Genomic DNA, 14,723 nt, shown 5'->3' on the forward strand with positions numbered 1-14,723 from the left:
AAGGGAGTACGTGGCGAATCAACCCCTGGCGAGCACTGCCATGGGGGTTGTGGCAGGAGAGGCACCCCTTGACCTTGACCGGCGAGTTCCGGTGGCCCTGCCGGACCGAATCCCGCTTATGGCAGGTGTAGCACATATCGTCGGCGTCTTCCGTTCTCAGCAGCAGGGGACTCTCACTGCTGTGGGGTTGGTGACAGGAAGTACACTGGCCCCTGGCGTATGGACTATGGGTCCTCTTATACTGTTTCTTGAGGCCGGAATGACAACTGAAACAGATCCCGGCCAGACCGCCCTTGACCAGTCCCTTGCCATCCGCGCTATGCGGGTCATGACAGGCCAGACAGTTGCCGTCAAGCACCGGTTGATGCACCACCCGGCCGGTAAAACCCGGGCCGTTGCCGTCATGACAGGAAAAACAGAGTTCTGCCAACGGTTTTGCAAGAAGCCCGGCAAACCTGGCCACGTGCGGATTATGGCAGGCAGTGCACTCGCCCGCCGCCACCGGCTGGTGTACCACTCTCTTACTGAAGCCCTGTCGATCATGGCAGGTATAACAGCTCGACGCCGCCGGGGTGGCAATGGCCGGCGCAAGGAGGCCGATGCCCAGGGCAATGCTAAAAACAAGATACAGACGGTCAAACAACATCAGCGATCAGCTCCCTTGTGACATGGTCGGCAGCCATCGGCAAACGGGCGATGAACCACCGGGTATAACAGCGTCTTGTCCGGGCCGCCGTGGGGGTCATGGCAGGTGACACATGAATCCGGTCCTGGTTTTATGCCGTGATGGGCCTGGAGAAATACGGGATCACCGATCTGGTGGCACTCCCCGCACAGACCGGCCAGGGGCTGTCTGAGCAGCCCTCTTTCTTCGGAACCATGGGGGGCGTGGCACAGGGTGCAGTCCTCCCTGGCCGGTTCATGGGCCACCCCGTCCTGCCAGAACCGTGTAACCTCACGGTGACAGGTGATACAGAGCCCCGGCTGCCCCTTTATCAGATAGCTGTCATTGGCCGACCCATGGGCATGGTGACAGGCACCGCACTTCATCCCGGCAACCGGTTCGTGCTTAACCCTCATCTTCTTCATCACGGCTACCTGTTCGGCGTGGCAGCCCTGACAGAGGAGGCCGGCATCCTCCTTAAGGACAAAGTTATGATCAGCCGCATGGGTTTCGTGACAGGCCAGGCATTGACCCCGGGCATAGGGCGGATGTTTTTTTGTCATTAAGGGCCGGTCCTGATCCGAATGGCATTGCCGGCACAGGGAGCCGTCCTGCGCGTTCCGGCGCAACATTCCCTTTTCCCCAGCCCGGTGGGGGTTATGGCAGCCGGAGCAGTTGCCCTGCATAAAAGGAGGATGAACACTCACCTGGGTCATCTGCGTTGCGGTTTCAGGATGACAGGCCAGGCACAGTTGCTTTTCATTTTCGCGCAACAGGCTCCGCTCTGCCGAGTCATGGGGGAGATGACAGGCCAGACAGTTGCCGGACCTCACATCAGGATGCGCCACCTCGCCTGTTCCCAGCGAACCGCTTTGATGACAGGAAAAACACAGGACTTCTGTTTTCGCTTTAAGCAGCAGAGGGGTTGCCGAGCCGTGCCCTTGATGGCAGGCAAGGCATTCACCCTGTTTTACCGGCTGATGAACAGACTGCGCATCCTTGGCCGCCGGATCATGACACTTGCCGCAGACCAGCCCGGGCCGGTCCCGCAACAGGTGGTCGAAATCACTGGCATGCACGGCATGACAGGTTGCACATTCATTTTGCGCATACGGTTCGTGCAGCGACATCTTTTCATCCTGCTCCTGCCGGTGACAGGTCAGGCAAAGCTTGCCGCCGGTCTGCGGAACGGCAAAGGAAGACAGGTCACCGGCCTGGTGGCAGCGATCACAGGCCAGATCCAGGACCGGCTGGTGTACCTGCTTCCGCAACAAGCCGGGCCGATCAGAGCTGTGCGGGTCATGGCAGTCCAGGCAGCCCTCTGTTGGCCGGTATCCACCATGCGCGGCGCGGAACCGGTCACCGGCAGCGTCATGACAGTCCAAACACAGCCCGTTTTTATCGGTGATGAGCAGGGCCGGGCGGTCACCGCCATGGGGCTGATGGCAGGTGATGCACCCCTCCCGCACCGGGGCGTGAACGATCCGGCCACCGACCAGCGCCCGGTCATGGCAGTTGAAACAGGTCTCCTTTTCCGCGCTGACCAGCAGTCCGGGAAATTCACTGTTATGGGTGGCGTGACAGGCCTTACAGTTGCCTTCCCGCACAGGTTCATGGACAACGGAGCCGGATGCGGCCGACTTGATTCCCTCATGACAGGAGTAACAGAGCCAGGGTGTATTCTGCCGGAGCTGCACCCCGCCGATCAGGCCGTGGCGCAGGTGACAGATTTCGCATTTTTCCCGCACCGGGGCATGGACCACGCCCTGCCGGAACTTCTCTGCCAGATCGGCATGGCAGTCCACGCACTGTTTCCGGGGCCTGATCCCCTTTCTCGCCGCCTCTGGGGAAGAAACGCCCAGGACCAGGGAAATGGCGGCGATCAGAAAAACAACCCGGAACAATATCCTCTTCCCCGACATCTCAATCACCGATCTCATCCCGGAGCCGATCCCAGACTTGCCGGCGCACCGAAATGGTTGACACATCCCTCAGCCTGGCCAGATATTCGGAGCGCAACCGCTCGAACTTCTCTTGCTGAAGCTCCTTGACAATGCGATCCCGGACCTCGAACAAGGGGGTCGGGTTGCCGCCCGAGCGTTTGATCAGGCGGACCATGGTCTTCTGTTGATTGACCGGAAACGGCCGGCTCACCTCGCCCACCGCCAGCCCGGCCACCACCTTGGCAACGGCCGGGTCCAGGTTGGCGCGATCCATCTCCCGGACGGTCCCCACCTCGACCCCGTTCCGCCGGGCCACTTCAAAAAAATCCTCGCCGCGGGAGATATCGTTCCACATTCTCTCGATGATTTTTTCGTCATTGCCAAGCTTGACCGCTGCCAGGCTGACCCTGACCGGCTGCCGGAACCGGTCGATGTTCTCCTGGTAATAGCGGCTGATCTCCTCGCCGCTCACCGTGGCGTTTGCCCGGAAAACCCGGGTCTCCAACTCCTTGATCAGCCGGTTCTCGGTATAGAACCGGTACGGCAGCCGGATCGGATCCCTTTCCTCATAATGGCGCAACATCGCCTCCTCAACCAGGATCCGGTGGTTGATATAGCTGTCAACGATCCCCTGTTTAAGTCCCTGGACAGACGCGGCGGTATAGGCGTACCGGTTCCGCACCTCGATGCCCTTGCGGGCCTTATCGTATACATAGCCAAGGGAGAGTGCGAACAGGTCGGAGGTAACCACCGGCCGGTCAAGGAGTTCCCGGTCAACTTCCCCCAGCACGTCCAGTTCGGCCAGCAGCTGCTCATCGATGGTTACATGAAACTTGTCCCGCAGTCGCCTGACAATTTTGTTATTAAGCTCTGCTTCGGCCCGGTTCCACAATCTCGTCCTGATTCCTTTCTTGACCGATTCATAATCATCCTCATCCCCGTTGATCAGCTCCCGCACCCAGACCACCACCCGCCCTTTTGGCAGGGAAAGGAGGGCGACCTGGCCCGCCTCCATGCCCATCAGGGTTTCCTGCCAGTCGCCGGGCAGGGATGATCGCGGCCGGACGGTTTTCTCCTCCTTAAACTGGGGACCGTCCTTATCCTCCGGCCGGCGGCCCAATTCATCCCAGGTGACGGCCCCGGACTTCAACTGTCTGAAGGCTGATTCGGTCTGTTCCTCATCGGCAAAGTAAAAGATCTCAATCCGGCGGCGGGGCGTATATTCCCGCGAATAGAGGTCCCTGATCTCCTTTTCACTGATACTGATCCGGGAATCAATCTCATCATACTTCATCTGCATCAGGGAACGGGCCTGCAAAAACACCCGGACCTTGTCGAGATACGACGGCACGGTGTAGAGTTCCATCCGCTCGGCCTCCTGAACAAGCAGGTGCCAGTCGATGAAGGGCTCCGGACCAGGGGGAAACCGGGTTTCCGCTTCCCGCCAGTTGTTCCACCAATTGCGGAAATCAGCAACCGTATAAACCTGGCCGTTTATGGAGGCCAGTTCCTCATTGTCCGGCAATCCACCGGCCCCGAGCGGCCCGGTTGACAGCAGCAGCAGCACGGCCAGGAAAAAAAATACTCTGATCAGTCGGTGCATCTGGTTAATCCCCGGTCGAACCATGTCTTGATTATCTCCTTTGAAACCATATGGGCAAGCTGGGTTATGTTGTTGATCACGCCAAAATGCATGATCTTGCGGTAATCGTCGCCATCTCTCCGGTTATAGGTCGTCCACAGCCGGGCCCCGGTCCGACCGTCATATATTCCGACCAGAACCCCGAGGCCGAGTTTTTTGTCCCGTCCCACCCCGGTCTCGTCCAATTCCAGCAGGGTGCCGGTAATCACCAGCCGGACATCCAGGCGCTCGGCCAGCAACCGGATCTGTTCGGAATTCAACTCCTGCCGGGGATAGATCTTCAGCAGCCTGAAGACCTCCTTGATATCGCCCTCGCTGGGAACCAGATAATTACCCGCCTCGATCAGGTCCGCCGCAAAGATCCGGGAAAAAATCATCCCGCCCCGGGGATAACCGCTGTTGTCCGCAAAGGGCAGGACCATCACCCGGCAGACCGTGTCGGTGGGCAGCGGCGCGAGCTGTTTAAAATCGAGCCTGGCCGGAGCACAGGCGGAAAGGCCGACAAGCAGTGATATGATAAGGGCCGGCCGATAAGTATTATTTTTATGAAACATCGCCATACGGGTCAGGGGTCAGGGGTCAGGGGTCAGGGGTCAGGGGTCAGGGGTCAGGGGTCAGGGGTCAGGGGTCAGGGAAAGATTATAGTCCAAGCAACAATCACTGCCCCATGTTTTTTCCGGCCACTGTTCTGTTCACTGTTCTTGGTGCCTGGTTCTTGGTTCTTGGTTCTTGGTGCCTGGTTCTTGGTGCTTGGTTCACTGTCCACTGTCCCCTGTCCACTGTTTTTTCTGTCCTCCGTCCTCCGTCCTCCGTCCTCCGTCTTCCGTCTTCCGTCCTCTGTCCTCTGACCCCTGTCTCCTAAAAATCCGACAACCAGTCAGACTCGACCGGGACCGGCTCGGCCGGCGCCTCGGGCCCGGCCTCTTCCGGGGTCTCCGACCGGTCGGCCAGCAGCAGGTTGTCGATCTTGTCCTGCGACCTGGCCCCAAGAATATTCTTCAAAAAAACAACGCCATTGAGTTGTCCGGCCTGCTCCCGGGATATTTCAACGGTTACCGGGAGTTGCACGCCATCGACAACCTTGACCAGTTCATTGTTTCTGCTCCAGAGTTCCATCCGCCAGTAATCCAGCGGGACCTCGCCCTGAGAGCGGAGGGTAAGGGCGAGACTCCGGTCACCGTCCACCGCGTCGAACCGCACCCTGGGCGGATCAGGAAAAAAGGCAACCTGGGCAACGGCCTCACCCTCGTTGCCGGCGCGGTCCCAGGCCCGCACTCGAACCGTATATTGACCGGGAGAGGTCGGATAGCCCTTCATTGTCTGGCCGGCCCACACAAAAAAGGGCGGCACTGCTCCTTTTTTCGCTTCCCGGATCACCATTCGGTCGTCCTTATCAAGGACCGTGATTTCCCAACGGTCAATGGCCTCCTTGCGGATAAATCGCGGATAGATCCTGATCACCTCGCGAAAGGCCATGATCTCGTTGATCCGCCTGCCCCGGGGCTGAAGGGTCAATTGCGGCGGTTGATCGTCAAGGGTATACCGGCCAAGATACATGCTCTTGTTCTCACCGGAAGGCCAGTGCATGACCAGGCTGACCGGGATGCTGACCGTTTCCCCGGTCCGTCCGCCGGACCAGATTCCTTCGAGATCAATGGGATCCATTGAAGCCGATGCCAGTCTGACCGGCTCCTCGGCGGCATTGGCGGCCAACCGGTCCTCCGCAACCTCGGAACTGTTCCAGATGGCCTCGTATTCATAAATCCTCCGGTCCAAGCCGGCACTATCAAGGGGCGCATCGATCCCGGCCTCGTTGTGCGGCGTCTCGCGCATCACCTCATTATGGGGCATATCATTATACGGCAGGGGGTGCTCAACCAGCCGGAAGGGATCCGGCCGGACTTCCCCGGCAAACAGAACCCGATTACCGACCCGGAAGAAGACCCGGGGTTTCTCAACTGCGCCGTTCCGGATCCGGATTCGGACCCGGCACCTGATCTCCTCGCCGGACCGGGCAAACCTGGGCTCCAGCAGCACGGTGTCCAGGTCCACGTTCATGGCAATACTTTTCCGGCCGAACTGGCGCAGGGGCCGGACCGCTATTTCTTCCAGGTTGTCCGGCCAATCGGCCAGGATATTCCTGGTCAGCAACGGCAGGAGATCCTCCATGGTCTCGGGCTCGCTTATCCCGAGCAGCCGCTGAACATCGATGATACTCATGCCCATCGACCTGGTCCAGACCGGGCTGGCATCATCGGTCCGCACCAGGTAGAGGGATAAACCGAGGGCAGGTGACGTTTTATCATCCTTGAGCTGACAGACCGTGCCGAACAGCAGGAAATCGGCCCCCAGCTGGTCCCGGGTCTGCAGGATATTCCTGCTGTCAAAATAACCGGCCCGCCGGATCCGGTTCCGGCTCAGATAGGCGATCACCTCCGGCTCCGGGACCAGTTCGACACCCCTGTCCGCCAGTTTACGGGCAAGATAATCGGTCAATTCAAGGCTGACCCCGTTCCTGCCGCCGCGGCTCAGATCCTCAAGGGGAATAACCGCAACGGTCACCGCCCCGCCAACAGAGGCGGTACAGAGCAGCAAGACGGCAAGGGTCCAGACAACCACATGCCTGCGCACTATTCTGTACTCTTTCAGGTCCATACTGTCACCCGATCATTGCCTTGCCGTCCATCTTCCCCTGATCTTTGTCCGCTTACCGTATCTCTGCCAGAAGATCATTGATCAATGCCACCGTGACCTGGTACTGGTCACGGGGCTCAATCCCCAGGAGTCTGGCGGAAAGCGTCTCGCCGCTCCGGTAGCCGCTGGCCTGGTATAGAATAGTGCCGGAATCGGCCGCCACCAGCCGCAGGGTAAGGGCCACCTCCGGGAACTGGTAGGTGCCTTTTCTGGTCTTTTCATACTGGTCGACCGAGCCCAGGAGAAACGCCTCCACATTGAGGCGCTGGCCAAGGCGCTTCAAGATCGCCGGATCAATGGGATCATCGGCCTCGATCGCCTCCTCAGCCAACTTGCTGTCAACAATGGTGTTGTCCACCATGTCGAAAAGACCCATGGCCAGAATCTGGGTGCCGACCAGTTCCCGGACCCGCCGGGCGGAATACCTGTCGCTGGTATTATTGGCAAACGGCAGTACGGCTATCTGTCCGACCAGGGCCAGGTCCACCTCCCCCCGCTGATAGCTTGCCGTGTGCCTGCCGGCGGCGCATCCCGACCCAAGCAGCCCCAGTATCAGTATCAGTACCAAAAAATAATTCCGCTGCATTATTCCCCTGTCCCCTTGTTTCCTGTTCATCTCAACAAAATTCTTAAAAAACGTCGGGTTCTCCCCGGCTTCATAACCGTATGCCGGACGCTTTATGGGAAAGTTTCCATCCTTAACCAAGCGGCGAAGCCGCGTTATATCCAAATCGCGGTCACGCGATTTGGATGAAGGCCGGCACGGAGCATATGCCGAACAGTTTTCCAGCAATGGCCAATGATTTTCATGCGTCGTTGTGCCCTCCTGGGCATGGCCGTTAGTTCCTGTTCGAAAAGTTCATATTCAAGCGGCTGATCACGCTCCAGGGATCATCCCCCTCCCTGATCTGGTAATTGCCAGTGGCATGCAGGGACAACTGCCGGCTGATGCTCCAGTCCCAGCCCAGGTTGAGCAACTGCGTGGTCTCGGCGGCAACCAGGATGTTATACCCGGCCCGCATCTGCATGGTTCTGGTCAGTTTCATCGCCAGGTCGGTATTGAATCGGCCGCTGTTGTCGCCTGGATCGGAGATGGTGTAGAAACCGCTCATCCGTAAAGAAGTCAGGTCGGAAAGACGCCAGGCCAGGGAGGTCCTGGTTTCAAGGGTAGTGACTGTCCCGGAACCGCTTGACCAGGTGTTGTTATAGCCCTCGGATAAATCAACGGTCAACCTCGGGTTGAAACGGGCGGTCGCTCCCAGGAGCGTGGTAAAGGCCCTTGATTGGGTTTGCGACCGCGGGTTGCCGGTCTCGGAATAACTGACATTAAGCCGGGAGTTCAGGTCCCGGTACAAGTCCGCGGTGGCGCCCAGGACAGCGCTGTTGGTTTCGGTGGTTCGCGAACCGTTGAGAAAATACTCGGCCCGATTGACCCCCAAATCAACCAGCACGGTATCCAGGGGCGCCAGGGACAGACCGGCCCCGTAGTTGCGGGCGATACTGTTCTGCGACCCGCTTGCCAACCGCCGGTTGTCGCTGATATAGTAACGGGAGGAAAGCGTCGGGCTGATGACCCAGCCCAGGTTGGCGGTCTGGTTCACGGTCTCCGAGTTGTCCCCCGGCGCCGGCCGGGCAACCCCCAGGGACATGCTGTAGGACAAGGTGGTGGCCATGGTCGGCCGGGCCGACACGCTGACATCGGTCTTGTAAAAATCAGTATCCCGGGCCTGCTCAAGGAACGAACCGGTGCCGGCAATATCCCGGAACACCTCGACCCTGGAAAAGGTGACAGCGGCGGGAATCGGTGGCAGCAACACCGCGTTCTGCCGGACAATGAACTTGATCTCCAGCCCGGCCACCCCGGCCACTACGGCCTCGAACCGCAAAAGGGTCGCATTGTAGACGGGAACGAACCCCGCGGTCATCAGGGTCCAGGTGCCCCCGAGATCATTGCTGATATAGAGATCCCAGGTCAGGTTGGCGACATTATCGGTCTGATCCACGCCATTGGTGTACAGATAGATGGTATTGCTGTTACGCAGATCAGACTGGGTGATCGCAATCCCTATCGGCTGCAACGGGTCGGTGGTGGCCGGCAACAACCCCAGGGCCCCGGCAGCAGTGACAGTGGGATTGGAATCAGGGCCGCCATTAACGGTCGGGGCCGGGAACTGGACCGAGGCCGTGCCGCTGATGATGATATCCCTGGTCTCCCGGTGATTCAGGGTTGCGGTCTGCTGCAGATTCACGCTCAGCCGGTCGTCCCAGAATTGGCGGGCCGCGCGCAGCCGGGCAAAATGGGTCATGGACCGGGCCTCGCTTATCCGGACCAGGTTTTCATCCTTGGCCAGGGAGTAGGAGTAATAAAGATCAACCGGGTCCAGATTCAACCGGCTGGTAAAATTGAGATTCGAGTTTTCCAGATTAATGGTGCGGGGATTGGAGTCGTCTTGCTGGCGGCTATGATTGACCGACAGGCCCAGCGACGGCCAGAACCTCTTTTGCCAGGCGCTCCGCCAGGTTGCATACAGGGTGCGCCGGCTGGTGTCGATGCTCTCCGAATTCATGCTCTCACTGGCGGTTCCGGTCAGGTTGAAATGAAAGATATCGTTGGTGATCAGAAAAGAGAGGGTCGGCTGCAGATTCTCGGTAAGGGTCGAGACCACGGAACCGGTTTCATTCCTGGAATAGCGCAGCGAACCTTTCAAGGACATGGCGGACGACAGAGAAAACTGGTCGTCGATCTGCATGTTCTCGTAATTTCTGTATTTCTCCGGGGATTGCCACTGATTTTCATAGGAACTCATCCCATTGAAGACAATGACGGGCCCGGCAATTGCCGGGCCACCCAGGCCCGGCAGGACGGCAACAACCAGCACCAGGAGGAACAGGCCGATCCCGCCGGCTGGGCTCCGGCCCGGTCCGCTGGTTGCGTAAAATTTCGGCAGCGCTTCCCCATGTGGCCGTAATGATGTCATCTGTAGGCGATTAGTTGATCAAGGAACGAACACCGCACCGGTCCGTTATGCCGCGAGCCGCGGGAAATACCCCTCCGGCCGCCCGCACCCGTAACCCCGGGTGCGGATTCACCCCCGGGGTCCGGACCCCGGGGGTGTGGCTTCAACTGAAAACAAGCCTAGCCGTCCTTGGTGCTGTGACAGACAAAGCAGCCCTTGCCCTGACCGGCTCCGGTGGTCTTGACAATCATATCGGAATACTGCCAGCGCAGCAGGTCGGCATAGGGTGAGCCATGGGCCCGGTGGCAGGAGATGCAGGTAACCAGGCCGTTGCCCGCGGTCTGCACCGTTCCGTCCACCAGGGTGATACTGGCATTGCTGGTAGCCACCGGCACAATGGGATCATAGGTTGCATAGGCGGTATACTCGCTGCCCTGGGCCTGGAGGTCGATATCCACCGGATGCCGGTACCACGGTGATCCAAAGACGGAGGCAGCGGCGCTGGTCAGACCGTCGGCACTGGCCGCCGTGGCCTCACTGTGGAAAATACCGTGGCAGGTGCCGCAGTAATAGGACATGGTGGTGGTCAGACTCTTCAGATCCGATGACCTGGCCTCGCCGAAGTACTGGTTGTGGGCCGTATTGTCAGGGGCTAACTCATAGTCCGAGTCCTCCCGTCCCTTGATCCCCAGCAGGAAGCGGAAGCTGTTGCCCACCGTGCTGGCGGTATCCGTCAAACCATCGGTATTGTCATGGTGAGCCCCTTGCAGGGTGGCGCTGCCATGGTCGCCATGGCAGCCGTTGGCGCCGTAGCAGCGCAGTTGCTCGTTGACACTGCCCCAGCCGTTGCCGGCGTCGGCATCGGTGCCGCCGGCCGGCATGCCGGTCCGCCAGCCGGGCGGGGCGTAACCTATGGCGCCGTCCACCGCGGCAATGCCCAGGACATTATGGCCGGTGTTGTCGGTATTGCCGCCGGAATCAGCCACCCAGTAGAAATCACCGCCGGCCAGGGTGTTGCCGGTCGTGCCGTTCCAGTAGGTGGGCGCGACCGAGGTGTAGACAATGGGCCGGCCACTGTTTGAGGTGAGGCTGGTGCCGTCGGAGACGTTGGCGGTAGCGCTCTGGTGACAGCCGAGACAGCTGGACACCCGGGCGACTCCGGCCCCGGCGGCGGTGGCCGAGTCGGCGTCATTGGCCTCGGTCAACTGCGAGCCCATGGTTGTTGACGCGGTTCCATCCTGACTTCCGTGCATGGTATGGCAGTTATAGCACTCGCCGACCGCCCAGGCCGACACCGCGGATGCCAAAACCATCGCGCCGGTCCATAATCCGATCCGTTTCCATTGAAGGGACTTAAGATTCATCCAGCTATCCTCCTTGTTAAGATATGTTCTTCCCCGAGCCACTTTGTCGTGACTCCAACCTTGTTTTTCTCGGCACTGATGGTCCCGACCCCGAATTCTTCACCCTTTCGAATGACTCGTGCCACCGGGAAACAGGCCTAATAATATTATAAAAGCATTTTTCATGCCACTGATCCGCAAACCGATCTTTTTACATCATCCGGAACCACAAATTGTCGGTCTCGCAACAACCCGCTCGACGGACGTGATTCGTCTTGTAACTTGTTGATTTTATTGGGTAGCATTTGAAGCCTTTCGGGTTGTTACGAGTTCATCACAAATTAATGCGGCAACAACTCCTGACAAAGGCTCCTGACCGGAATCCGCTCAGAATTCCCCGCAGGATAAATACTGTCTTTTCCCTCAAAAAAATGCTGAACTGACAATAATTGTCAGTATCATCTTTGTCGGTCTCGCAACAACCGCGAGACGGACGTGACTAATGTTGTAACTTGTTGATTTTATTCGGTGGCATTTGAAACTTTCGGGTTTTCTACGAGTTCATCATCTTTCAATGACCTCAAAGACCTGCAACCTTTGATTCGACATCTCCGACACGATCACATGCCCATCGGCGTCGACCGCAATCCCGTTGGGGTAGGAAAAAACCCCGGGAGTGGAGCCGATCCCGCCGAATTCATGCAGAAATTCACCTTCCAGCGAATAGATCAACACCGCATGCCGCATGTAGTCGACAACATAAACCAATTGCCGCTTTTCATCAACCGCAATCCCCCTGGGCCGGCTCAGCTTGCCGTAAGAACCGCCGCCCAGACCAAAGGCAAACAAGAATTCCTCCGTAATGGTGTCATAGACGATCACCCGGTCGACCTCGTCGCTTAAGAGATAGATCCGGCCGGGATTTCCGGTGATAACCACATCGTTGATCGCAACAAATTCCGGGGCCCTCCCGGCCAGGCCGGGAGTCAGCTCAGATCCGCCGGTCAGCACCCGGGACCGGGGAACATTCAGGTGGCGCAAGTATTTCCCCGTAATATCAAAAAGATAAACGCCGGCACCCTTGTTGCCCACCAGGTAGATGATCTTTTCGTTCCTGCCCAGGGCAACCCGGACCGGCAGAAATGAACCGTTGCCGCCAAGGCCGTGGGAGCCGTCAAAGACAATCTCCCGCTCGGGCAGCATGGCGGGATTCAGGATCGAAAGCCGACCGTATGGATGGTTGGAATCCGGCTGCTGACAGAGAAAGAGCCGGCCCTGCCGGTCAACGGCAAGCCCTCTTGGCGAGCCGATCCCGCGACCGGGTCCCAGGGAAAGGAGCGGGAAATAATCAGCCCCGTACACCAGGACCCGGTTGCCCCTGAAACCGGCGGAAACGTAAAGCTCCTTCATGAACCGGTCGTAAAACATACCCATGGGAATACCAAGAGGGTCCCCGCTATCGTCCCGGTCCACCACGAACAGGGGCTTGGCGAACAGGTCTGTTTTTCGTTTCTCCCTGGCAACCGATTCCACCCTTCCGCCGTCCTTGGTGGCCGGCGCCGGCCCTTTTACCGCCTTGACCGCTTTTTCCGGCTCCCCGGGCCGCTCCGGTTTCTCCGGCGCACCATCAACGGACACGGCCGGCGTAGCCACCACCTCAACCTCCGGCCCCTGATAAATCCTGGTGATCCTCTCATTCTTAAGATAGGCGCTGAGGACAAGGGCGCTTGAATATCTGCCGCTTACCTTTTCAAGGAGCAGACGGGCCGGGCCCGGATCAACAAACCTGCCGATCCGCACGGTGTGAAAACCATTAACCTTTTCGATCCGCAGATGGTCCAGATCATCGCCGGTCAGGTACTGTTCGAGCAGGGCGTAGTTCCTTTGCGCGCCACCGGCGTCGTAACTGCCGACCTGGACGGTATAATACTCGCTTGCGGCCGGAACCGCGGCAGTCGCCGGCAGACCCGCCGTTGGAAACAGAACAAGCAAGGCGGCCGCCAGCGTAACCCGGCGGAGTTGAACTCCGTCCACTACCCGCTTGATGAATATCAATCCCTGCAATAAATTCAATTAAGCCGGCCCCCCATGCCACGGCAGGACATCTTTTTGCCCGCCTTTCGCACCCGGCGCCCGGCGGAATCTCCCGGCAGGGATTGCCGGTTATCACCCAAAAAAAGGGGAGCGATCCTATTAATATTAATAAGAACGCTCCCCTTATTCTCTCTCATCGTACCCTGAAACCGACGTAGCAGCAACTCCCTCCAGTAATGACCGGCCCGCTAGAACGGCGCTGGCGCGGCCCGGGCCGTCGGCTCGTTACGGTTCAATCATCATGGAGCAACCCGGCCGCCGGAAATTTACCGTTGCACATCGTGGGCAATGGAATGACACGTGCCGCAGGAGGTAAACTTCTGGTGGACCGCCTTGCCGTGCGGTTCTCCATGGCACTCCCGGCAATCCGGCAGATACCCGTGCCGGGGATGACACTTGGCGCAGGTAAGGGCCGAATGTTTGGTGGTCCGGGCATTAAGCAGATCGAACGCCTCCTCGTGACAGCCGGCGCATACCGTCTTGGCCTGGGTCAGCGGGTAGCTGATCTCCATCGGGGTGTGCACCGGGTGGCAGGCAAGACAATCGGCCGTTGCCAACTCGGCCAGCGGGCTATGGTTCTCATGACACTCATTACACTGCGGAATCCTGCCATGCTTCTGGGAATGGCAGGACGAACATTCCTGTTCCGTATGCTTGCTCGGCTTGGCGGTCAGCATGGCGGCAATATCCGCATGGCATTTGCGACAACGGTCCTCGAGCAGGGCCGGATCGGGAATCGAGGCCAGGGGCTGGTGGGGATCAGTGTGGCAGTTCAGACATTGCATAACCTCCGGCGCCGTTCCATGGGGTGCATCATGGCAACTGGAGCACCTGGGCATGAGTTCCGCGTAGTTGTTTTTCATCGGGTTATAGGCATGAAAAACCTGATGGCACTCGGTGCAGACCACCTGCTGATGCCTGGCGCCATTCTCCTTGAGCCGGGCAAAATGCGAGGTATGACAACGCCCGCAGTCCTGCACGGTCATCGGAGTGATTGCCACGTCATAGACGTTGTCCCAGTCACCGCCTGCCGACGATGCGGCCGGACCGAAGATCAAGCCGCCGAACAGTAATAAGGCGGCCGCCAGACCGATAAGGCCCTTTCTTTTTCCTGTAACCATTCCTCTCCCCTCTTCTCTCCTGAAATTATGCTGAACTCATAAAAAAATATAAATGTTTCACACGCAGCAGGACCAACGTAAACATTCAGTAAACCCCCTCCTGTCGGGAAAGGGGTCTTCTTCTACCAACGGCCGCTCCATTGAAAAGGGCCGGCTGTTCATAAACAGGCTATCAAGCAGGAACTCGCTTCGCCGCAACGGCGATTCGGAACCCATAAGCATATCATGCCGAAGTTGTTTCAAATTCCGCTTTTGCCGTCACGGC

General features: G+C 58.7%; 11 protein-coding genes. All 11 read right to left on the reverse strand.

The features are described 5' to 3' along the window. Positions 1–646, reverse strand: a 646-nt coding sequence (locus L3J03_10545; protein ID MCF6291418.1) for a hypothetical protein, incomplete at its 3' end; no start/stop codon positions are given. Beyond that, positions 646–2,586, reverse strand: coding sequence for a hypothetical protein (locus L3J03_10550; protein ID MCF6291419.1), 1,941 nt, complete (start codon positions 2,584–2,586; stop codon positions 646–648). The genes L3J03_10545 and L3J03_10550, both read right to left, overlap by 1 nt. Before the next feature lies 1 nt (position 2,587). Then, on the reverse strand, positions 2,588–4,210 hold the full coding sequence (locus L3J03_10555) for a peptidyl-prolyl cis-trans isomerase (GenBank protein MCF6291420.1): 1,623 nt from the start codon (positions 4,208–4,210) through the stop codon (positions 2,588–2,590). Next, on the reverse strand, positions 4,198–4,809 hold the full coding sequence (locus tag L3J03_10560; GenBank protein MCF6291421.1) for a hypothetical protein: 612 nt from the start codon (positions 4,807–4,809) through the stop codon (positions 4,198–4,200). Before L3J03_10560 ends, L3J03_10555 begins: the two co-directional genes overlap by 13 nt. Before the next feature lie 298 nt (positions 4,810–5,107). Continuing rightward, positions 5,108–6,904: a hypothetical protein gene (locus L3J03_10565; protein MCF6291422.1), complete on the reverse strand. Its 1,797-nt coding sequence runs from the start codon at positions 6,902–6,904 to the stop codon at positions 5,108–5,110. Between the two features lie 52 nt (positions 6,905–6,956). Further along, complete coding sequence (locus L3J03_10570; protein MCF6291423.1) at positions 6,957–7,511, reverse strand: CsgG/HfaB family protein; 555 nt, start codon at positions 7,509–7,511, stop codon at positions 6,957–6,959. 271 nt (positions 7,512–7,782) lie between these two features. Beyond that, a complete protein-coding gene (locus L3J03_10575) occupies positions 7,783–9,921 on the reverse strand; it encodes a hypothetical protein (protein ID MCF6291424.1) in 2,139 nt (712 codons plus the stop codon). Positions 9,922–10,079: 158 nt separating this feature from the next. Beyond that, a complete protein-coding gene (locus L3J03_10580) occupies positions 10,080–11,264 on the reverse strand; it encodes a hypothetical protein (GenBank protein ID MCF6291425.1) in 1,185 nt (394 codons plus the stop codon). Positions 11,265–11,807: 543 nt separating this feature from the next. Further along, positions 11,808–13,316 carry a hypothetical protein gene (locus L3J03_10585; GenBank protein MCF6291426.1) on the reverse strand — a complete coding sequence of 503 codons (1,509 nt, stop codon included), beginning with the start codon at positions 13,314–13,316 and terminating at the stop codon, positions 11,808–11,810. A gap of 287 nt (positions 13,317–13,603) precedes the next feature. Next, positions 13,604–14,458, reverse strand: a complete 855-nt coding sequence (locus L3J03_10590; GenBank protein MCF6291427.1) for a hypothetical protein — start codon at positions 14,456–14,458, stop codon at positions 13,604–13,606. 57 nt (positions 14,459–14,515) lie between these two features. Continuing rightward, positions 14,516–14,674: a hypothetical protein gene (locus tag L3J03_10595; GenBank protein MCF6291428.1), complete on the reverse strand. Its 159-nt coding sequence runs from the start codon at positions 14,672–14,674 to the stop codon at positions 14,516–14,518. Positions 14,675–14,723 lie beyond the last annotated feature (49 nt).

It is taken from the genome of Desulfobacterales bacterium (genome assembly GCA_021647905.1).
GTDB lineage: Bacteria > Desulfobacterota > Desulfobulbia > Desulfobulbales > BM004 > JAKITW01.

Excerpts from the sequence above, each read along its gene's own strand:
- L3J03_10550 (MCF6291419.1), bottom strand. The coding sequence starts at position 2,586 with ATGTCGGGGAAGAGGATATTGTTCCGGGTTGTTTTTCTGATCGCCGCC.
- L3J03_10555 (MCF6291420.1), bottom strand. The coding sequence starts at position 4,210 with ATGCACCGACTGATCAGAGTATTTTTTTTCCTGGCCGTGCTGCTGCTG.
- L3J03_10560 (MCF6291421.1), bottom strand. The coding sequence starts at position 4,809 with ATGGCGATGTTTCATAAAAATAATACTTATCGGCCGGCCCTTATCATA.
- L3J03_10565 (MCF6291422.1), bottom strand. The coding sequence starts at position 6,904 with ATGGACCTGAAAGAGTACAGAATAGTGCGCAGGCATGTGGTTGTCTGG.
- L3J03_10575 (MCF6291424.1), bottom strand. The coding sequence starts at position 9,921 with ATGACATCATTACGGCCACATGGGGAAGCGCTGCCGAAATTTTACGCA.
- L3J03_10580 (MCF6291425.1), bottom strand. The coding sequence starts at position 11,264 with ATGAATCTTAAGTCCCTTCAATGGAAACGGATCGGATTATGGACCGGC.
- L3J03_10590 (MCF6291427.1), bottom strand. The coding sequence starts at position 14,458 with ATGGTTACAGGAAAAAGAAAGGGCCTTATCGGTCTGGCGGCCGCCTTA.
- L3J03_10595 (MCF6291428.1), bottom strand. The coding sequence starts at position 14,674 with ATGGGTTCCGAATCGCCGTTGCGGCGAAGCGAGTTCCTGCTTGATAGC.